The 19,700-nt window shown below is 68.8% G+C and carries 21 protein-coding genes; 13 read left to right on the top strand and 8 right to left on the bottom strand.

Going from position 1 to position 19,700, the window contains the following annotated elements; all coding sequences use genetic code 11:
- The first annotated feature begins 49 nt into the window (after positions 1 to 49).
- The 3 genes from yaaA to queF all read left to right on the top strand — a co-directional run bounded on the left by yaaA (position 50) and on the right by queF (position 2,689).
- Positions 50 to 829, top strand: a complete 780-nt coding sequence (gene yaaA / locus ACGHC0_RS06050) for a peroxide stress protein YaaA (RefSeq protein WP_415267693.1) — start codon at positions 50 to 52, stop codon at positions 827 to 829.
- A gap of 101 nt (positions 830 to 930) precedes the next feature.
- Positions 931 to 1,827, top strand: coding sequence for a 2OG-Fe(II) oxygenase (locus ACGHC0_RS06045; RefSeq protein WP_208942184.1), 897 nt, complete (start codon positions 931 to 933; stop codon positions 1,825 to 1,827).
- Positions 1,828 to 1,843: 16 nt separating this feature from the next.
- A complete protein-coding gene (gene queF, locus ACGHC0_RS06040) occupies positions 1,844 to 2,689 on the top strand; it encodes an NADPH-dependent 7-cyano-7-deazaguanine reductase QueF (RefSeq protein WP_208942183.1) in 846 nt (281 codons plus the stop codon).
- 2 nt (positions 2,690 to 2,691) lie between these two features.
- Here queF and ACGHC0_RS06035 read toward each other — a convergent pair whose 3' ends face one another.
- Together ACGHC0_RS06035 and murJ are read right to left on the bottom strand one after the other, a co-directional pair.
- On the bottom strand, positions 2,692 to 3,543 hold the full coding sequence (locus ACGHC0_RS06035; RefSeq protein ID WP_208942182.1) for a SirB1 family protein: 852 nt from the start codon (positions 3,541 to 3,543) through the stop codon (positions 2,692 to 2,694).
- 77 nt (positions 3,544 to 3,620) lie between these two features.
- A complete protein-coding gene (murJ, locus tag ACGHC0_RS06030; protein ID WP_208942181.1) occupies positions 3,621 to 5,186 on the bottom strand; it encodes a murein biosynthesis integral membrane protein MurJ in 1,566 nt (521 codons plus the stop codon).
- A 130-nt stretch (positions 5,187 to 5,316) separates the two neighbouring features.
- On the opposite strand from murJ, the gene rpsT reads away from it, so the two are divergent.
- Together rpsT and mqo are read left to right on the top strand one after the other, a co-directional pair.
- Complete coding sequence (gene rpsT / locus ACGHC0_RS06025; protein WP_011794312.1) at positions 5,317 to 5,616, top strand: 30S ribosomal protein S20; 300 nt, start codon at positions 5,317 to 5,319, stop codon at positions 5,614 to 5,616.
- Positions 5,617 to 5,940: 324 nt separating this feature from the next.
- On the top strand, positions 5,941 to 7,638 hold the full coding sequence (mqo, locus tag ACGHC0_RS06020; protein WP_415267692.1) for a malate dehydrogenase (quinone): 1,698 nt from the start codon (positions 5,941 to 5,943) through the stop codon (positions 7,636 to 7,638).
- A gap of 174 nt (positions 7,639 to 7,812) precedes the next feature.
- On the opposite strand, the gene ACGHC0_RS06015 is transcribed toward mqo, so the two are convergent.
- A complete protein-coding gene (locus tag ACGHC0_RS06015) occupies positions 7,813 to 8,142 on the bottom strand; it encodes a DUF3579 domain-containing protein (RefSeq protein WP_208942179.1) in 330 nt (109 codons plus the stop codon).
- A gap of 256 nt (positions 8,143 to 8,398) precedes the next feature.
- Between ACGHC0_RS06015 and ACGHC0_RS06010 the strand changes: the two genes are divergently transcribed.
- The 4 genes from ACGHC0_RS06010 to ACGHC0_RS05995 are packed head-to-tail and all read left to right on the top strand — an operon-like array spanning position 8,399 to position 11,728.
- Positions 8,399 to 9,595, top strand: coding sequence for an aspartate aminotransferase family protein (locus ACGHC0_RS06010; protein ID WP_415267691.1), 1,197 nt, complete (start codon positions 8,399 to 8,401; stop codon positions 9,593 to 9,595).
- A complete protein-coding gene (gene argF / locus ACGHC0_RS06005; protein ID WP_415267690.1) occupies positions 9,592 to 10,521 on the top strand; it encodes an ornithine carbamoyltransferase in 930 nt (309 codons plus the stop codon). The genes ACGHC0_RS06010 and argF overlap by 4 nt, the downstream gene beginning before the upstream one ends.
- Before the next feature lie 30 nt (positions 10,522 to 10,551).
- The gene (locus ACGHC0_RS06000) at positions 10,552 to 11,229 is read left to right on the top strand and encodes a hypothetical protein (protein WP_415267689.1); all 678 of its coding nucleotides are present in this window, start codon (positions 10,552 to 10,554) and stop codon (positions 11,227 to 11,229) included.
- Positions 11,230 to 11,275: 46 nt separating this feature from the next.
- On the top strand, positions 11,276 to 11,728 hold the full coding sequence (locus ACGHC0_RS05995) for a hypothetical protein (RefSeq protein ID WP_368354428.1): 453 nt from the start codon (positions 11,276 to 11,278) through the stop codon (positions 11,726 to 11,728).
- A gap of 31 nt (positions 11,729 to 11,759) precedes the next feature.
- On the opposite strand, the gene ACGHC0_RS05990 is transcribed toward ACGHC0_RS05995, so the two are convergent.
- The 3 genes from ACGHC0_RS05990 to ACGHC0_RS05980 are packed head-to-tail and all read right to left on the bottom strand — an operon-like array spanning position 11,760 to position 14,277.
- Positions 11,760 to 12,059 carry a hypothetical protein gene (locus ACGHC0_RS05990; RefSeq protein ID WP_368354427.1) on the bottom strand — a complete coding sequence of 100 codons (300 nt, stop codon included), beginning with the start codon at positions 12,057 to 12,059 and terminating at the stop codon, positions 11,760 to 11,762.
- Positions 12,056 to 13,960 (bottom strand): ferrous iron transporter B, encoded by a 1,905-nt coding sequence (feoB, locus tag ACGHC0_RS05985; protein ID WP_368354426.1) that lies wholly within the window; start codon positions 13,958 to 13,960, stop codon positions 12,056 to 12,058. Before feoB ends, ACGHC0_RS05990 begins: the two co-directional genes overlap by 4 nt.
- Positions 13,957 to 14,277, bottom strand: coding sequence for a ferrous iron transport protein A (locus ACGHC0_RS05980; RefSeq protein ID WP_415267688.1), 321 nt, complete (start codon positions 14,275 to 14,277; stop codon positions 13,957 to 13,959). The genes feoB and ACGHC0_RS05980 overlap by 4 nt, the downstream gene beginning before the upstream one ends.
- Positions 14,278 to 14,464: 187 nt before the next feature.
- Here ACGHC0_RS05980 and ACGHC0_RS05975 point away from each other — a divergent pair, with 187 nt between their 5' ends.
- Positions 14,465 to 14,791, top strand: coding sequence for a YkgJ family cysteine cluster protein (locus tag ACGHC0_RS05975; protein ID WP_368354425.1), 327 nt, complete (start codon positions 14,465 to 14,467; stop codon positions 14,789 to 14,791).
- 6 nt (positions 14,792 to 14,797) lie between these two features.
- Here ACGHC0_RS05975 and ACGHC0_RS05970 read toward each other — a convergent pair whose 3' ends face one another.
- Positions 14,798 to 15,268: an Lrp/AsnC family transcriptional regulator gene (locus tag ACGHC0_RS05970; RefSeq protein ID WP_415267687.1), complete on the bottom strand. Its 471-nt coding sequence runs from the start codon at positions 15,266 to 15,268 to the stop codon at positions 14,798 to 14,800.
- A 135-nt stretch (positions 15,269 to 15,403) separates the two neighbouring features.
- On the opposite strand from ACGHC0_RS05970, the gene kynB reads away from it, so the two are divergent.
- The 3 genes from kynB to kynA are packed head-to-tail and all read left to right on the top strand — an operon-like array spanning position 15,404 to position 18,340.
- Positions 15,404 to 16,054, top strand: coding sequence for an arylformamidase (gene kynB, locus ACGHC0_RS05965; protein WP_368354423.1), 651 nt, complete (start codon positions 15,404 to 15,406; stop codon positions 16,052 to 16,054).
- A 49-nt stretch (positions 16,055 to 16,103) separates the two neighbouring features.
- On the top strand, positions 16,104 to 17,411 hold the full coding sequence (gene kynU / locus ACGHC0_RS05960) for a kynureninase (protein WP_415267686.1): 1,308 nt from the start codon (positions 16,104 to 16,106) through the stop codon (positions 17,409 to 17,411).
- A gap of 23 nt (positions 17,412 to 17,434) precedes the next feature.
- Positions 17,435 to 18,340: a tryptophan 2,3-dioxygenase gene (gene kynA, locus ACGHC0_RS05955; protein WP_415267685.1), complete on the top strand. Its 906-nt coding sequence runs from the start codon at positions 17,435 to 17,437 to the stop codon at positions 18,338 to 18,340.
- Positions 18,341 to 18,389: 49 nt separating this feature from the next.
- On the opposite strand, the gene ACGHC0_RS05950 is transcribed toward kynA, so the two are convergent.
- Entirely contained in the window at positions 18,390 to 19,628 is a 1,239-nt protein-coding gene (locus tag ACGHC0_RS05950) for an FAD-dependent monooxygenase (RefSeq protein WP_415267684.1), read from the bottom strand.
- Positions 19,629 to 19,700: the final 72 nt, after the last annotated feature.

Below are 19,700 nucleotides of genomic sequence, written 5' to 3'. Positions count from 1 at the left end.
TCCGCATTTTTTTCCGCACCATCCGTTCGCCCCGAGGGAATCCGCACCGATGCTGTTCCTGCTGTCTCCTGCCAAATCCCTGGATTACGACACCCCCCTGCCGCCAGGCCTGGCCCACACCCTTCCCCCTTTCATTTCTGAATCAACGCAGCTCATCGGCGTGCTGCGCGAGAAGTCTCCGCAGGAGCTCGCGTCCCTGATGGACATCAGCGACGCGCTGGCCGGGCTCAATGCCGCGCGTTATGCTGCATGGTCGCCGCGGTTCACGGCCGAGAACGCCCGCCAGGCGCTCTTCGCGTTCAATGGCGATGTCTATGAGGGCCTGGACGCCCACAGCCTGGACGGCGACGGGTTGCGCTGGGCACAGGACCACGTTGCCATCCTGAGCGGCCTCTACGGCGTGCTTCGGCCCCTCGACCGGATGCAGCCCTATCGCCTGGAAATGGGCACGCGGCTGGCCACGGAGGCCGGCGCCAACCTCTACCGGTTCTGGGGAAGGCGCATCGCCGACCACCTGAACCAGCGCCTCGCGGCCGACGCCACGCCGGTGGTGGTGAACCTCGCGTCCCAGGAGTACTTCAAGTCCGTGGACACCGCGGTTCTGAAGGCCCGCGTGATCGAATGCGTGTTCGAGGACTGGAAGGGCGGCCGCTACAAGATCATCAGCTTCCATGCCAAGCGCGCGCGCGGGCTGATGGCGCGCTATGCCATCCAGCACCGCGTGGTGGCGCCCCGCCAGCTGGAAGGGTTCGATCTCGAAGGCTATGCGTTCGACGCATCCGCCTCGGCGCAGGACCGCCTCGTCTTCCGCCGCAAGGACGCCGGCTGAGGCGTGCCCTAAAAACCGCACTCGGCGGCCGTGTTTGGCACGGGGGTTAACGTACCCGACTGCCGATGGCTGCTTCCCCATCCACTTTCCCGACCGAACACATGTCCGCCAACCGCCCCCTCGCAGCGCGCGCCGACACGGACGCCGCCCTCTCCCAATCCATCACGCCGGAACTGCGCACCTGGATCGTCGCGCAGGCGCAGGCAGGCTTCGGTGCGCCCGCCGTGCTGCAATCCATGCTCGACGCTGGCTGGAGCGAGGACGTGGCCACCTATGCGATGGAACACGTATTGCGCGAACACCTGGACACGCTGGCGGTGCAGCAGGGCCACCCGGCAGCCTCGCGCGTGCCCGAGCCGGACCTGGCGGAATCCCCCGGCAGCATCGACGTCGGCGACCGCCGCGTGGACGTGCTCATGGCCATGGCCCAGCCGCGCGTGGTGCTGTTCGGCAACCTGCTGTCGCCGGAGGAATGCGACGCCATCATCGATGCGGCACGCCCCCGGATGGCCCGGTCGCTCACCGTCGCCACGCGCACGGGCGGCGAGGAAGTCAACGACGACCGCACCAGCAACGGCATGTTCTTCCAGCGCGAAGAAAACCCCATGGTGGCACGGCTGGAGGCGCGCATCGCCCGGCTGGTGAACTGGCCCCTGGAGAACGGCGAGGGCCTGCAGGTGCTGCACTACCGGCCCGGCGCCGAATACAAGCCCCACTACGACTACTTCGACCCCGCGGAGCCCGGCACGCCGACCATCCTGCGCCGGGGCGGACAGCGGGTGGCCACGATCGTCATCTACCTCAACGATCCGGAAAAGGGCGGTGGCACCACCTTCCCCGACGTACATCTGGAAGTGGCTCCGCGCCGCGGGAACGCGGTGTTCTTCAGCTACGAGCGCCCCCACCCTTCCACGCGCACGCTCCATGGCGGAGCCCCCGTCGTCGCCGGCGACAAATGGATCGCCACGAAGTGGCTGCGCGAGCGGCGCTTCGAATGACGCCTGCGAACACACCATGAATACTCCCGACCAATCCCAGCTGGGCCGTGTCTCCGGCTACGCCGACCAGTACGACGCCTCGCTGCTGTTCCCCCTGCCCCGCCAGCCCAAGCGCGACGAGATCGGCGTGACGGGCGCCCCGCCCTTTTTCGGGGCGGACCTGTGGACCGCGTTCGAACTGTCGTGGCTGAACCTGCGCGGCAAGCCGCAGGTCGCGCTCGCGCACATCACCGTTCCCTGCGAGACGCCCAACATCATCGAGAGCAAGTCGTTCAAGCTCTACCTGAACAGCTTCAACAACACGCGATTCGCGGATGCCGCGGAAGTACAGGCGCGCATCCGGACGGACATCAGCGAGGCCGCATGGCGCGGTTCGGACCGCCAGGCGACCGTGGGCGTGAAACTGGTGCTGCCCGAGATGTTCGACCGCGAGCCCGTGCAGGAGCTCGACGGCCTGCTGCTGGACCGCCTGGACGTGGAGTGCACGCACTACAGCCCCGCGCCGGAGTTGCTGCATGCGAACCACGGCGAGGCCCCCGTCACGGAAACGCTCACCAGCCACCTGCTCAAGAGCAATTGCCTGGTGACCGGGCAGCCGGACTGGGGCAGCGTGCGCATCCAGTACAGCGGCGCCCAGATCGACCAGGCCGGCCTGCTGCAGTACCTGGTCAGTTTCCGCAACCACAACGAGTTCCATGAACAGTGCGTGGAGCGCATCTTCATGGACCTGTGGACGCGCTGCCGCCCGATCAAGCTGTCGGTGTATGCACGCTACACCCGGCGCGGCGGGCTGGACATCAACCCGCTGCGCACCAGCCATCCCCAGGCACTGCCCGCCAATATCCGCACGGCGCGGCAGTAGGGTCAGTCCCCGGCACGCCGCAGTTGCTCGAGCCGCGCGGCGATGGCATCGACGTCGAGCGCATCCTCGGCATGGGCCAGGTAGGTTTCGAGGTCCGACACCGCCCCTTCCGCATGGCCCAGTTCGGCCCGCGCCAGGCCGCGGTCCCGCCATTCGCCCCAGGCATCGGGCAGCAGGAGCACCAGCCGCTCCTGCACGGCCGCGAGGCGCACCCAGTCCTGCTGCGACCGGTGGATTTCCTTCAGGTTGCGCAGCATGCGCGCGATGACCTCGCGGGCCGGGGCGGCCTGCAGATAGAGCCCCAGGGGCACCTCGAAATCGTCCACCAGGCCGCTGCGCCGCCGGAACGGCTCCAGCCGCTCGGCCAGGTCTTCGCGGGACAGGGACTGGCCGGTGGTCGGGTCCAGCACCACCTGTCCGCGCGGCAGCAGCACCTTGACCATGAAATGCCCGGGAAACGAGATGCCCCGCGCATGCAGCCCCAGACCCTGCGCCAGTTCCATCCACAGCACGGCCAGGGAAATCGGGATGCCCCGGCGCGTGCGCAGCACGGCGTTCAGATAGCTGTTGTCCGGGTCGTAGTAATTGTTGACGTTGCCGCCGAAGCCCAGGTCGTGGAAGAAGAACTGGTTGAGCGACCGCAGCCGCTGCAGGGACGAGGCGTCCTCCGGCAACCGGCGGCGCACGCGCGCCAGCAACTGGTCCATGTCACCCAGCAACTGCTGCACGTCGAATTCGGGGTATTCGTCGTGGGCGATGCAGGCCGCGGCTTCCAGCAAGGGGAATTGTTCGTCGCTCTGCACGAGGGCGGCGAAGTATTCGAGCGGTGTCGGGAGGGAATAGCTCAGAGCCATGCCAGTGGTTGTACGGGCGTGCGCCGGGGGGCGTCAAGCAGACGCATTCCACGCATTGGTAAATTTTTTGTCGGGGTTCAGCGGCGCAGCAGCTGGCGCAGCTTCATCCCCGCCGCCCACAGCGCGCCGAAATACAGCAACGCCGCCCCCGCCAGGAACACCGCGAGCCATCCCACGCGCTGTGCCTCGTGGGCCCGCATAGCGATCCAGTCGATGTACCGGCTGGCCCAGATCAGGAAAATCGCCAGCAGGGCGCTGGCCGCCACGACCTGCAGCAACAGGCGTCCCCAGCCGGGCTGCGGCTGGAAGCTGCCGCGGCGCAGCAAACCCACCAGCAGCCACAGGGCATTCACCAGCGCGCCCAGCCCGATGGACAGCGCCAGGCCCGCGTGTTCCAGCGTCGGCACCAGGACGGCGTTGAGCAGCTGGGTCACGCACAGCACGGCCACCGCGATGCGCACGGGAGTGCGGATGTCCTGGCTGGCGTAATAGCCGGGAGCGAGCACCTTGATGGCGACGAGCCCCAGCAACCCCACGCCGTAGCCTGCGAGCGCCAGGGCGATCTGCCCTACGTCGCCATCGTGCAGCGCACCATGGTGGAACAGCGTGGCCACCAGCGGCTGTGCGAAGGTGAGCAGGGCCACGGCGCACGGAACGGACAGCACCACCACGATGCGCAGGCCCCAGTCCAGCATGGCGGAGTAGCGCTGCGCGTCGCCGGCGGCACGGGCGGCCGCCAGTTGCGGCGTGAGCACCACGCCCAGGGCGACGCCCAGCAGCGAGGTGGGGAACTCCATCAGGCGGTCCGCGTAGAACAGCCAGGTGACGCTGCCCGGTGCCAGGTAGGAGGCGATCTGCGTGTTGATCATCAGGGAGATCTGCGCCACGCCCACGCCCAGCAGCGCGGGCCCCATGAGCACGAGGATGCGCCTCACCCCGGGTGCCTGCCAGGCGGTCCGGATCGCGCCGGGGGACATGCCGATGCGCGGCAGCAGCCGCAGCCGGTGCAGCGCCGGCAGTTGCACGGCCAGTTGCGCAATGCCGCCCAGCATCACGCCTCCCGCCATCGCGTAGATGGGCTCGATGCCGCGCGCTGCCAGTTGCGGTGCACCCAGCCACGCGGCCAGGATCATGCAGAGATTGAGCAGCACCGGCGTGGCCGCCGGCACGGCGAAGCGCTTCCACGTATTGAGCACCCCAGCAGACAGCGCCACCAGCGACATGAAGCCGATGTAGGGGAACATCCAGCGCGTCATCAGCACGGCCGCGCCGTAGCCCTCGGGGTTCTGCCGCAGGCCGCTGGCCAGGAGCCAGACCAGCAGCGGCGCGCCCAGCACGCCCGCCATGCAGGTGAACAGCAGCACCCAGAAGAGCGCGGTGGCCACGCTCGAGATCAGCGCACGCGTGGCGTCCTCGCCGTGCTGCGCCCGGTGCGTGGCCAGCACGGGAACGAAGGCCTGGCTGAACGCCCCTTCGGCGAAGAGGCGGCGGAACAGGTTGGGAATGCGGAAGGCGACGTTGAAGGCGTCGGTGAGCGCACTGGCGCCGAACATCGATGCCATGAGCAGGTCGCGCGCCAGCCCCGTCACGCGGGAGGCCAGGGTCAGCAGAGAGACGGTGGAGGCGGCTTTGAACAGGGACACGGGCAGGAGTGTATGCGCTGCGCAGCACGGCCTGCGGCCCCGCAGCAGAGGCGGGGAAGGCGCCCGGGGCCGCCTGGGCTATAATCGCCGGCTTTGCTGACATCATCCTCAGACACTTAAGGAATCCATCATGGCATCTGCCAAGCCCAAGAAAAAGAACCCCCGCCTCGCCTCCGGCCGCAAGCGCGCGCGCCAGGACGTGAAGCTGAACGCGGCCAACACCTCGCTGCGCTCGAAGTACCGCACCGCCGTCAAGAACGTCGAGAAGGCCGTCCTGGCCGGCGACAAGACGAAGGCATCCGAACTGTTCGCGAAGATGCAGTCCGTGGTCGACACGATCGCCGACAAGGGCATCTTCCACAAGAACAAGGCCGCTCGCGACAAGAGCCGCCTGTCCGCCAAGGTGAAAGCCCTGGCACTGGCCGCCTGACCCTCTTCAGGCAAAACAGCCCGGGTGGCCCTGCCGCCCGCCGTTTGCAACGGGTGCGCTGTCAGCAAGAAACGGAAAACCGCCTTCGGGCGGTTTTTTCGTTTCCGGGCTCCCTGTCGCTGGCTCGCAAGTGGCGCAGCACGCGGACCATTCCCGGAACTTCGTACTTCAATACCATGCCCTGGGAAAACGAAGCTTGATTTTTGCAAAGGTTTTCTCTTTGATGGGAGAATCCCGCTTCCAAAAATTCCTGTTCTCCGGTAATGCCGCCCGATCTGCCCATCCCTGAGGGCAGGCCTTTTCCGCGCGCTGCCTTCGTGTTCCATGAAAAAGACGATCAAAGCCTTGTCCGGCGCCGTGCTGGTGCTCGCCCTGGCCGCTGTACTGTTTCTGTACTGGCCCCTCTTCCCCCGCTCCGTCCCTCCTGCCGAGAACGACCAGCCCATCGATGTGGTGATGGTCGGTGCCGGCACCATGAGCACCACGCTGGCCACCTACCTGCAGGAGCTGCAGCCCGACTGGAAAATCCAGGTCTTCGAGCGCCTGGACGGCGTGGCCCTGGAAAGCTCCAACGGCTGGAACAACGCAGGCACCGGGCATTCGGGCTTCGCGGAACTGAACTACACCCCCCAGCTTCCCGACGGCTCCATCGAAACCAAGCGCGCCGTGGGCATCGCGGAGCAGTTCGAGGTGTCGCGCCAGTTCTGGGCGCACCAGATCGGCCGGGGCGCCATGCAGGCGCCGGGCACCTTCATCAACCCGACGCCGCACATGAGCTTCGTCTGGGGGGATGACAACATCGCCTACCTGCGCAAGCGGCATGCCGCGCTGGTCCGCAACCCGCTCTTCTACGGCATGCAGTACTCGGAGGACCAGGCCCAGATCCGGAAATGGGCTCCGCTGATGATCGAGGGCCGCGATCCGGCCCAGAAGGTCGCCGCCACCTACATGCCCCTGGGCACCGACGTGAACTACGGCGCAGTGACGAACCAGCTCATGGCGGGCCTGCGCAAAAGCCCGAATTTCACGCTGAGCCTGCAGCACGAAGTGCGCGCGCTGCGCCAGAACGCCGACAAGACCTGGAACGTGACCGTGGCCCAGTTGGCCGAGGGCGGCAAGGAAAAGACCGTCAAGGCCCGCTTCGTCTTCGTGGGCGCCGGCGGTGCGGCCCTCAAGCTGCTGCAGGCATCGGGCATTCCCGAGTCGAAGAACTACGCGGGCTTCCCCGTGGGCGGGCAGTTCCTCGCCACCGAGAACCCCGAACTCACCGCGCGCCATGACGTGAAGGCCTACGGCATCGCCTCGACCGGCTCCCCGCCGATGTCGGTCCCGCACATGGATGCACGCAACCTGGACGGCAAGCCGGTCGTGCTCTTCGGCCCCTTCGCCCTGGCCACCACGAAGTTCCTCAAGAACGGCTCCTGGTTCGACCTGTTCTCCTCCGTCACGCACGACAACCTCGTGGGCATGCTGCGCGTGGGCATCCACAACCTCGACCTCGTGAAATACCTGCTGCAGCAGGCGGAACTCACCGACGAGGACCGCTACAAGGAACTGCAGGCCTACTTCCCGCAGGCCAGGCGCGAGGACTGGCGCCTGGTGACCGCCGGGCAGCGCGTGCAGGTGATCAAGCGCGACCCGGAAAAGGGTGCCGTGCTGCAGTTCGGCACGGAGATCGTGACCGACGCCGACGGCACCATCGCGGCCCTGATGGGCGCCTCTCCCGGCGCATCGACGGCGCCCTACATCATGCTGAACCTGATGGCCAAGGCGTTCCCCCGGCAGATGGCGGACGCCGGCTGGAAGCCACGCCTGCAGCAGATCATCCCGTCGTATGGACGCAAGATCAACGACAGCGCCGCCACGACCAACGAGATCCGGCGCATGACCAGCACGGCCCTGCACCTGCCCTACCTGGATGTTCCGGCCGATCTCTCCCCATCCGCCACGCAGCCGGCAGCGCCTGCCGCCGCAGCACCGGCCGCTCCGCGCAGCCTGAACAAGGAAATGCAGGCACTCTGAGGCCATGCCCAGGCGTACCGCCTGAGCCGCGCTGGATGGCAATGCCGTCAGCGCGGCTTTTTTGATGGGTGGAGGGCCGGGGGGCGGCTAGCGGCGCAGGAACAAAACCATGGGTGCCGATCCGATGGCCGGCAGTCGTGCCCGGTGCGCAAGCACGGCGGGCCAGGACAGCGCTCAGGCCTTGCCGGGAGCGGGCGCGCCGTCCGGCAGCAGGCAGGCCTCGGCCACCTGCAGGCCATTGTCGCGTGCGAAATTCATGACGAAATCCCAGGCCATGGGCTCATGCGTCTGCAGGTCGCGGTGGACCACCACGCATTTCACGCCATTCATGGTGGTGGGCACGCACCAGGGGGAATAGCTCAGGTGGCTGCCGGGCCGCGCGCCGCCGGGCCGAAACTGGCTCATGACGCCCGCCAGGCGCTCGGCCCAGTCGCTGGGGCGGAAGGTTTTCCCGTCGTGGGTGATGCCTTGGATGAAGACTTCTTTCGAGTTGGGGGAAACCATGGGGGATCGGGGGGTCGTGGAGGGAAGTCGCCGCAGGATCGCCGCCAGGCGCTACTGACCAGCATTCTAACTCTTATATAAGAGCTACCCACCCCAAAGACCCTGGCGTTCCCGGCGGCTCGCATGGCTGTGATGCGCAATCGGCAATGGCACCGTCATGCCCTGCACCTAGAATCGTGCTTCGCGCGCCGGCCGGCCTTCTCCCCGGACCGGCGCATTCTTTCCCGATACGCATTGAACGCCTGGAGATTTCTGCATGAGCGCTTCCGCCCAGCCCGCCTCGCCCCACGTGATGAACACCTACGGCCGCCTGCCGATCGCGCTCGAGCGAGGCCAGGGCTGCAGGGTCTGGGACGTGAACGGCAAGCAGTACCTCGACGCGCTGGGCGGCATCGCAGTGAACACGCTGGGCCACAACCATGCAAAGCTCGTGCCGGCGCTGCAGGAGCAGGTGGCCAAGCTGATCCACAGCTCCAACTACTACCACGTTCCCCTGCAGGAGCAGCTCGCCGCCCAGCTGGTGGAACGCTCCGGCATGACGAACGTGTTCTTCTGCAATTCCGGGCTGGAGGCCAACGAGGCCGCGCTCAAGCTGGCACGCAAGTACGGCCACGACAAGGGCATCGAGCGCCCGCAGATCGTGGTCTATGAAAAGGCCTTCCACGGCCGCTCCATCGCCACCCTGTCGGCCACCGGCAACCCGAAGGTGCAGGCCGGCTTCGGCCCGCTGGTCGAAGGCTTCATCCGCGTGCCGATGAACGACATCGAGGCCATCCGCAAGGCCACTGAAGGCAACCCGGACGTGGTGGCCGTGTTCTTCGAGACCATCCAGGGCGAAGGCGGCGTGAACCCCATGCGCATCGAGTACCTGCAGCAACTGCGGCAGCTCTGCGACGAGCGCGGCTGGCTGATGATGATCGACGAGGTGCAGTGCGGCATGGGCCGCACCGGCAAGTGGTTCGCGCACCAGTGGGCCGGCATCGTGCCGGACGTGATGCCGCTGGCCAAGGGCCTGGGCTCGGGCGTGCCGATCGGCGCGGTGGTGGCGGGCCCCAAGGCCGCGAACATCTTCGCGCCCGGCAACCACGGCACGACCTTCGGCGGCAACCCGCTGGCCATGCGGGCCGGCGTGGAAACCATCCGCATCATGGAGGAAGACGGCCTGCTGCAGAACGCGGCCGACGTGGGCGCGCACCTGAAGGCGGCGCTGCAGCGCGAGCTGGGCGGGCTGCCCGGCGTGAAGGAGATCCGCGGCCAGGGCCTGATGCTGGGCATCGAGCTCGACCGGCCGTGCGGCGTGCTGGTGGGCCGTGCCGCCGAAGCCGGCCTGCTGCTGTCCGTCACCGCGGACAGCGTGATCCGCATGGTGCCCGCGCTCATCCTCACGCGCGAAGAGGCCGACGAGATCGTGTCCCTGCTCGCCCCGCTGGTCAAGGCCTTCCTGGCCGAATGAAAGCCGTCTCCGACATGAAGCACTACCTGCAATTCAAGGACCTCTCCGCCCAGGATTACGCCTACCTGTTCGAGCGCGCGGCGGTCATCAAGGGCAAGTTCAAGCGCTACGAGAAGCACCATCCGCTCACGGACCGCACGCTGGCCATGATCTTCGAGAAGGCCAGCACGCGCACGCGCGTGAGCTTCGAGGCCGGCATGTACCAGCTCGGCGGCAGCGTGGTGCACCTCACCACGGGCGACAGCCAGCTCGGACGTGCCGAGCCCATCGAGGACAGCGCCAAGGTCATCAGCCGCATGGTGGACCTGGTGATGATCCGCACCTACGAGCAGACCAAGATCGAGCGCTTCGCGGCGCATTCGCGGGTGCCGGTCATCAACGGCCTCACCAACGAATTCCACCCCTGCCAGATCCTGGCCGACATCTTCACGTTCATTGAGCACCGCGGCTCCATCCAGGGCAGGACGGTGGCCTGGGTGGGCGACGGCAACAACATGGCCAACACCTGGCTGCAGGCGGCCGAGCTCCTGGGCTTCACGGTGCACGTGAGCACGCCCTCGGGCTACGAAGTGGACAGCCGCATCGCAGGCGTGGCGGCCGGCTCGCACTACAAGGTGTTCAGCGACCCGCTGGAGGCCTGCCGCAGCGCCGACCTCATCACCACCGACGTGTGGACCAGCATGGGCTACGAGGCCGAGAACGAGGCCCGCAAGAAGGCATTCGCCGACTGGTGCGTGGACGCCGAGATGATGGCTGCGGCGCGCCCGGACGCGCTGTTCATGCACTGCCTGCCGGCGCACCGCGGCGAGGAAGTGGAGGCCGACGTGATCGATGGCCCGCAATCCGTCGTGTGGGACGAGGCGGAGAACCGCATGCACGTGCAGAAGGCGCTGATGGAATACCTGCTGCTGGGCCGGATGGCCTGAAAGCGCCTGCCCCGCGGCCAGGCCTGCGCCATGGATGCCCGCCATGATGCCGTGCCGGCCCTGCTGGCCCGCTGGGAAGCACTGGGCCGGTCGCTGTCCCGGCATGGGCCCGCCTGGATGGCGGAAGGAAGGCGTCTGCTGCGCCACTGGTCGTTCTGGCCCCGCGCCTACCACGACACCCATCACCTGCGTGCCTGCCTGGACCACTGGGAGGCAGCGCGCGATCCTGCCGGGCCTCAGCCCATGGAGGACCCGGAGGCCATCGCCCTCGCCCTCTGGTTCCACGACGCCGTCTATTGGCCCTGGTCGGGCCGCAACGAGGAACGCAGCGCGCGCTGGGCAGGCCGCTTCCTGCAGGGCCAGGGCCTGGGCACCGCACGGGTGGAGACCGTGGAGCGGCACATCCTGGCGACGCTCCATGGAGCGGAACCGCATCCCGCTGGAGATGCCTGCTGGGTGGTGGACATCGACCTTGCCATCCTCGGGCAGCCTCCGGCGGTCTATGCCGAATTCGAGCGCAACGTGCGGCGCGAATACCGGTTCGTGCGCTGGCCGCGTTACCAGGCGGGGCGCTGCGCGGTCCTGCGGTCGTTCCTGGAGCGGCCGGCCCTGTATGCCACGCCCTGGTTCCGCGAGCGCTACGAGGTCCAGGCGCGGGAAAATCTGCGGCATGCGCTGGAGGTGCTGGGTGCGGGAAAGACTTTCTAGGAAGCAAGGATCCAGGCCCGCCAACAACGGCGACGGATTCACGGCAATGAAGATGCGTTTCATCACATTCACGGCCATCGCAGCCATGTCCTTCGGCACGGCGCCTGCCGCAGGCCGGCCCATCCAGGAATTCTGGCGACCGCAGCATGTCCGCCAGGTCACCATCGACCAGCCCGCAGCCCGCAGCTTCGGCCAGGGCCAATGCAGCCACCTGGTGCTCGACGAAAAGCGGCTGCGGTTTTTCCTGGCGCACGCCCACGCGGGCACCCCGGAGCGCTACGACCAGGAGATGCTTGCCGATGACTGCAATGCCGAAGGCAGAGTGGAATTGAAGGACGGACGGCGGTTCAAGGTCTCCATCGACAACTGGACCGGCTGGGGCTCCATCAGCGATGACCGGAGCACGCAGTTCCTTTACTGCCGCAGCTGCACGGATATCCTGGAGCCGGGTTTCGGGTTCCAGCCGACCGGCCACCGGGGAAGCGGCCGCAGGGATTGAGGCCCGCAGACAGGAGCCAGGAGCCGCAGGCTCAAGAAGAGGAGGAGCCCTGCTGCGGCCGGGAAACCCCTGCGCCCTGGCTGCGCACCGGGGGATGGAACACCACCGGCTGCCCGTCGCCGCTGCCGGCCTGCGGCGACGAGGTCGCGCAGCCGCCACCGCCACTGCTTCCGCAGCTGTCGCAGCCTCCGCAACCGGACGATGCCGCCAGCGCAGGGTGGACGCCGCCCAGGCGGGCGCGCCAGCGCGCGGGCATCCACTTCCAGGCGACATAGGCCGCGGCCAGGGCCACGGCCGCCGCGACGATCCATTCCTGCGATGTCATGTTCATCCACCTCCGGAGGTCAGGGCGAGCGCCACGCGGTAGGTGACTAAGCTCGCGGCATAGGCCAGCGCGAACAGGTAGGCCGCCATGATGATCGGATAGCGCCAGCTGTTGGTTTCACGCCGCACGGCGGCGATGGTGGAGATGCACTGGGGTGCGAACACGAACCACACGAGCAGCGACAGCGCCGTCGCGAGCGACCAGGTCTGCCCGATCAGCGTGCCCAGTTGCGCAGCTGCCTCCTCGCCCGTGGCCGACAGCGCATAGACGGTGCCGAGCGCGCTCACGGCGACTTCGCGTGCGGCCATGCCGGGCACGAGGGCGATCGCGATCTGCCAGTTGAAGCCGATGGGTGCGACCAGGGGCTCCAGGAAGGCGCCGATGCGGCCGGCGAAGCTGTAGCCGATGGCGGCACCCGTGGCGCCGTCCGGCGGCGCCGGATAGCTGGAGAGGAACCACAGCAGGATGGTCACCGCCAGGATGATGCCGCCCACGCGCTTGAGGAAGATCATCGCGCGCTCGTAGAGGCCCTGCGCCAGGCCGCGCAGGCTGGGCCAGCGGTAGGCGGGCAGTTCCATGAGCAGCGGTGTCGCACCCTGCTGGCGCCGTGCCAGGCGGGCCACGGCCGCCACGGCCATGGCGCTCACGATGCCGCCGGCATACAGCGCGAACAGCACCAGACCCTGGAGGTTGAAAATACCGGCCACCGCGCGCTCGGGAATGAACGCGCCGATCAGCAAGGCATAGACCGGCAGCCGCGCCGAGCAGGTCATGAGCGGTGCGATCATGATGGTCACCAGCCGGTCGCGCCAGTGGGTGATCGAGCGCGTGGCCATCACGCCCGGAACGGCGCAGGCGAAGCTGGAGAGCAGCGGGATGAAGGACCGCCCCGACAGGCCGACCGTGCCCATGACGCGGTCCAGCAGGAACGCGGCGCGCGGCAGGTAGCCGGAATCCTCCAGCGCGAGGATGAAGAGGAACAGGATCAGGATCTGCGGCAGGAAGACCAGCACGCCCCCGGTGCCGGCCAGGATGCCGTCGGTGAGCAGGCTGCGCAGCGGCCCTTCGGCCATGTGGGCGTTGACCCAGCCCGACAGCGCCGACACGCCGTCCTCGATGAGGCCCTTGGGGGCCTCGGCCCAGCTGAAGACGGCCTGGAACATGAGGAACAGGGTCACGGCCAGGAGCACGAGGCCCCAGAACGGATGCAGTACCACCGCGTCGATGCGGTCGTCCGCGAGCAGGCTGGCGGCCGCGGGCTCGCGCACGGCCACCGACATGATCCGGCGCACTTCCTGGTGCAGCTGCATCGCGCGCTCGGACGCGGAAGCCGGGCCCTCCGCCGCGGCCGCGGGGGCCGTGGGCAGCGGTGGCGTGGCCGTATCCAGCCAGCCCAGCAGTTCCCGAGCGCCGTCGCTGCGCACGCCGACCGTGGAGATCACCGGCATGCCGAGTTCCCGCGACAGCGCCTCGCGGTCGATGGAGATGCCCTGGCGCTCGGCCATGTCGCTCATGTTGAGCGCCAGCACCATGGGCAGGCCGAGCGCGCGGGCTTCCAGCACCAGCCGCAGATTGAGCCGCAGGTGCGTGGCATCGGTCACGCACACGAGCAGGTCGGGCAGGGACTCGCCCGCGCGCCGTCCGGTGACGATGTCGCGCGTGACGGCTTCGTCGAGGCTGTGGGCGTTCAGGCTGTAGGCACCTGGCAGGTCGAGCACGCGCACGCGCCGCCCGCCCGCCGTCTGCAGGTGGCCTTCCTTGCGCTCCACGGTCACGCCCGCGTAGTTGGCGACCTTCTGGCGGGCGCCGGTCAGCAGGTTGAAGAGCGCGGTCTTGCCGCAGTTGGGATTGCCCAGCAGGGCGATGCGCAGCGGCTGGGCACCGGAGGTCGAGGCCTGTACCGTCATGCCGGCACCTCCCCGGGCTGCACCTGGACCAGGGCTGCCTCGTGGCGCCGCAGCGCGAAAGTGGCCTGCCCGATGCGGACGGCGAGGGGATCGCCGCCGGGAAAGCCGCTGGCCACGATGCGCACGGGTTCGCCCGGCAGGAAGCCGATTTCCATGAGACGCTGCACGATCGCCTGCTCGCGCTCGTCGCGCGCGGGCTGAAGGGACGCCACGTGCGCGGCCACCCGGCGCGGCAACTGGTCCAGCCCCATGGGCGCGTGCGGGGAGGAAGGCCAGGCGTGCGCGAGCCCGGCCGCATCGTCAGCGGACATCTTCATGGGAGCTATTGTTAGCAATGATATTAATTCTCATTCTACCTGGCAGAACCTTTTGGGCCTTGCGATGGATCACAGACCCCCATGGCACGCAAAGGTTCTCGCACGGCCGGGATTTTCTCTCGTCCTGGAGCTGCCCGCACCGGGCGCTGCGCCGCTCGCGTGCGAGCCGGGGCACAATCGCGCCGCCATGAGCCTTCACCCCTGCCTGACCTGCGGCGCCTGCTGCGCGAGTTTCCGCGTCGATTTCTCGGTGTACGAGTCGCAGGAGGAAGGCGGCTGCGTTCCCGCGGGACTCGTGGTCGAAGTGAATACCGGCCTGCGCCGCATGCGTGGCACCGACCACGCGGCGCCGCGTTGCGCCGCGTTGTCCGGGCAGGTGGGCACGCGGGCCGCCTGCGGCATCTATGAATGGCGCCCTTCGCCCTGCCGTGAATTCGAGGCGGGCAGCGGCGCCTGCGCGCAGGCCCGGCGGCGCCACGGCATGGCGCCGCTTCCAGAAGGCTTCGTCCTTTAGCCGGGTTCAGGGCACGGGCAGGCCGCCGATGCGCCCCTTGAATTCCTGCAGCGAGAAGTAGCTGTGCACCCGGCGCACGCCGGGCAGGCGGTGCAGGCGGTTCTGCAGCAGCTCGGAATAGGCGTCCAGGTCGCGGGTGACGACCAACAGCATGAAATCCTCCGGGCCGGAGATGCCGTGGAACATGACCACCTCGGGAATGGCGCACACCGCCTCCTCGAAAGGCAGGGACGACGCTTCGGTCTGGTGGTCGATGCCGATCATCACGAACACCATCACCCCCAGGCCGAGCGCACGCCGGTTGAGCGTGGCGTGGTAGCCCGCGATCACGCCCTCTTCTTCCAGGCGCTTCACGCGGCGCCAGCACGGGGACTGCGAGAGATGGGCCATCTGGGCCAGTTCGCCGGACGTGAGCCGGGCGTTGTCCTGCAGGGCCGATACCAGCTGCCGGTCCGTTCGATCCAGTTCGGGTTGCATAGATTTTTCCCACAGGCGCCGAAATGGAAAGGATTTTCCAATTTTCCGGCATGTAGGGATTAAACGACACCACGCGCTTGTGGGCTGCCTAGGATGCGCGCGTTGGCGGCGTTGCCGCCGCAAGGAGCCCTCCCCATGACCACGCCCCGCTCTCTTTGGGACATTTCCGCACCGGTGCATGCCGGCAGCCCGGTGTTTCCCGGCGACACGGCCTATGCGCAGCAGTGGTGCGCGACCATCGGGCCGCAGTGCCCCGTCAATGTGAGCGCGGTGACGATGTCGCCCCACGTGGGCACGCATGCGGATGCGCCCCTGCACTACGACCCGCAGGGCGCGTCGATCGGCGACGTCTCCCTGGACGCCTTCATCGGCCCCTGCCGCGTGATCCATGCGATCGGCAAGGGTCCGCTGGTCGCATGGGAGCACATCGCCCACGCGCTGGGCGCCGACCGGCCCGCCCTGCCGCGGCGCGTGCTCGTGCGCACCTACGAGCGCATGCCGGTGGACCGCTGGGATGCCGCGCTGGCTGCCTACGCACCGGACACCATCGAACGCCTGGCCGACCTGGGCGTGGTGCTGGTGGGCATCGACACTGCCAGCATCGACCCTGCCGACAGCAAGTCGCTGGACAGCCACCAGGTGATCCGCCGGCGCGGGCTGCGAGTACTGGAGAACCTCGTGCTCGATGCGGTTCCCGAGGGCGACTACGAACTCATCGCCCTGCCCCTGAAGCTCGCCACCGCGGACGCCTCGCCCGTGCGCGCGGTGCTGCGGACGCTGGCCTGACACGGCCCACCCGCCGCCCCCATTCCCGATCCTTTCCCAGCCCTTGACCATGACCACACTCGACGACTGCCGCGCCCTGGATGCGCACGACCCGCTGCGCTCCCTGCGCGGCCATTTCCAGGTGCCCGACGGGGTGATCTACCTGGACGGCAACTCCCTGGGCGTGCTGCCGAAGGCCGCCCCCGCGCGCATTGCCGAGGTGGTGGCCCGCGAATGGGGCACCGACCTGATCCGCTCGTGGAACACCGCGAGCTGGTTCGACCTGCCGCAGCGCCTGGGCGACCAGCTCGCGCCGCTGATCGGCGCCGGGGCCGGCGAAGTCGTCTGCACGGACAGCACGTCCATCAACCTCTACAAGGTGCTGAGCGCCGCGCTGAACATCGCCCGCGAGGACGCGCCCGGGCGCCGCCGCATCGTGAGCGAGCGCAGCAACTTCCCGACCGACCTCTACATCGCCGAAGGCCTGTGCCGCGAGCGCGGCCTGGAACTGGTGCTGGTGGAGCCCGAGGAGATTCCTGCCGCGCTCACGGGCGACGTGGCGGTGCTGATGCTCACGCATGTCAACTACCGTACGGGCGCGATGCACGACATGGCGGCCGTCACCGCTGCGGCGCATGCGCAGGGCATCCTCTGCGTGTGGGACCTCGCGCACAGCGCGGGTGCCGTGCCGGTGGACCTGCGCGGCGCGGGCGCGGACTTCTCGATCGGCTGCGGCTACAAGTACCTCAATGGCGGCCCCGGCGCCCCGGCGTTCGTCTGGGTGCACCCGCGCCATGCCGACCGCTTCTGGCAGCCCCTGTCGGGCTGGTGGGGCCACGCAGCGCCGTTCGCGTTCACGCCGGACTACCAGCCGGCCCCCGGCATCGCCCGCTACCTGTGCGGCACCCAGCCCATCATCAGCCTCTCGGCACTGCAATGCGGGCTGGACGTGTTCACTGCCGCGCAGCCGCTGGGCGGCATGCAGGCGCTGCGCGCGAAATCGCTGGCGCTGACGGACCTGTTCATCCGCCTGGTGGAGGAGCGCTGCGCAGGCCACGGCCTGGGCCTGGCGACGCCCCGCGAGCACGCGCGGCGCGGCTCCCAGGTGTGCCTCACGCGCGATGAAGGCCAGGGCGTGGACGGCCGGGGCAGCGGCGCCTATGCCATCGTGCAGGCGCTGATCGCGCGCGGGGTGATCGGCGACTTCCGCAAGGGCGACGGCGGCCAGGGACCGCACAAGGACATCCTGCGCTTCGGCCTCACCCCGCTCTATCTCGGATTCGAGGACGTGTGGAATGCCGTGGAGCACCTGCGCGCCGTCCTGGACAGCGGCGAATGGCGCCGCCCCGAGTTCAACCAGCAACACGCCGTGACCTGAAGGCCGGCAGGAGACATCGCACCATGTGCCCCCACGCCACGCAAGCATCCAGCACGCCTCCGTCAGCAGCCCCCGACCCTTCGGCGCATGCGTCCCGCCCCGAAGCCATCGTGCACGAGGAGCGCGCACAGCTCGACTTCAGCCGCGACATGAGCTATGGCGACTACCTGCAGCTCGATGCGATCCTGAACGCGCAGAAGCCGCTCTCGCCCAACCACAACGAGATGCTCTTCATCGTGCAGCACCAGACCAGCGAGCTGTGGATGAAGCTCATGCTGCACGAGCTGCGCGCCGCGATCGATCATGTGGCGCAGGGCGACCTGCCGCCGGCCTTCAAGATGCTGGCCCGGGTGTCCAAGATCATGGAACAGCTGGTCCATGCCTGGGACGTGCTGGCCACGATGACGCCGCCCGAGTACAGCGCCATCCGGCCCTACCTCGCGCAGTCGAGCGGCTTCCAGAGCTACCAGTACCGCTGCATCGAGTTCTCGCTGGGCAACAAGAACGCGGCGATGCTCAGGCCGCATGCGCACCGGCCGGACCTGCTCGCGCAGGTGCAGGCCGCCTACGAGGCGCCTTCGCTCTACGACGAGGCCCTGCGCCTGCTGGCCCGCCGGGGCATTCCCGTGCCCGCGAGCCACACGGACCGCGACTGGACGCAGCCCTATGCCGAGAGCGATGCGGTGGAGGGGGCCTGGCTCGCGGTCTATCGCGACACACAGCGCTACTGGGACTTGTACCAGCTGGGCGAGAAGCTCACGGACCTGGAAGATGCCTTCCGCCTCTGGCGATTCCGCCACGTGACCACGGTGGAGCGCGTGATCGGCTTCAAGCGAGGCACCGGTGGCACGGGCGGCGTGAGCTACCTGCGGCGCATGCTGGACGTGGTGCTGTTTCCGGAGATCTGGAAGCTGCGCACGAGCCTCTGACTCCCCTGGAGCCGCCCTGGGCCATGCTGCTTGCTGCAGGCGCGCTCGCCTACCGGCTGCTGCCGGGACCCGCAGCCATCGCGTCCACCGCATCGCCCCGGTAAAGCCAGGGCTGGTCGAGCAGGCGCGCTCCGAGCAGGCGCAGGGAGGCGTCGCGGGCCCAGCGCAGGGGGCCCCTGGCATGGAAGATCCTGCCATTGCGTTCGGCCCTGGACTGCACGCGCGCGTTGCGCTGCCACCGTCCGGCAGCGTAGCGCGCCAGGCGGCGCGGCACATCGTCGCCGCCACCGGACAGGGCGAGCCCGAGCGCTGCGGCATCCTCGATCGCCATGCCGGCGCCCTGGGCCAGATAGGGCCGCATCGGATGGGCGGCGTCGCCCAGCAGGGCCACCCTGCCGCGCGCCATCTCGTGCGGCCCGGCCAGCGGAGACCGGTCGGACAGCGGCCAGAGACGCCAGCCGCCGCCCGCCTGCGGCACCGCGCGCACCAGGTCCTGCAGCGCCGCGCAGGCGGGCCGCAGCGCCCCTTCCAGGTCCCCCGCGTTGCCGGCATGGTCCCAGTGGTCGAGGTCCTCCGGCGCCCGTCCATGGCGGATGGCAACGATGTTCATGAGTTCGCCGCGGCGCACCGGATACTGGACCACATGCAGGCCCGGCCCGAGCCAGGCCGTGACCTGCGTGGTGCGCAGGCGCTCGGGCAGCGCCTGCTGCGGCACCACCGTCCGGTAGGCCAGATGGCCGGATATCCGCGCGGGCTCCGCGCCCAGCATCCGGGCGCGCGTGGCGCTGCGCAGTCCGTCGGCACCGACGAAGGCGGTCCCCTGCACCGGGTGCCCCGCCACCGTGCGCAGCGTGACCCCCGCTGCATGCTCCCCATGGTCCGCGATGGTCTCGCCGAGATGCAGCTCGACGCCGGACCGCCCGCGCACGGCCTCCAGCAGCAGGCCATGCAGGTCCGCGCGGTGGATGGCCACGTAGGGCGCTCCGTAGCGGGACGCGATGGCCGTGCCCAGCGGCATGGCCGCCAGCACCCGGCCATCCAGCGCGCTGCGCACCTGCAGCCTGTCGGGATACGCGGCGACAGCCTGCAGGGCAGGCTCCAGTCCCCAGGCATGCAGCAGCCTCACCGCATTCGGCCCGAGCTGCACGCCCGCGCCCACTTCGCTGAAAACGGGAGCGCGCTCGTACAGGTCCACCGACCAGCCCGCGCGCGAGCCGGCCAGGGCCGCGGACAGGCCACCGATACCGCCGCCCGCGACCAGAAGCACGGTCTGTCGTGTGTGTTGCATGGGCCGATTGTGCGGGCTCCCCCGCGCCCCGGGGTCGAGGCAGGTCAAAGCCAGGCCCCGCCGCGGCGGCGG

This window comes from Acidovorax sacchari, assembly GCF_042847045.1.
GTDB classification, from domain to species: domain Bacteria; phylum Pseudomonadota; class Gammaproteobacteria; order Burkholderiales; family Burkholderiaceae_C; genus Paracidovorax; species Paracidovorax sacchari.
This window is presented reverse-complemented; position numbering and strand designations above follow the sequence as displayed.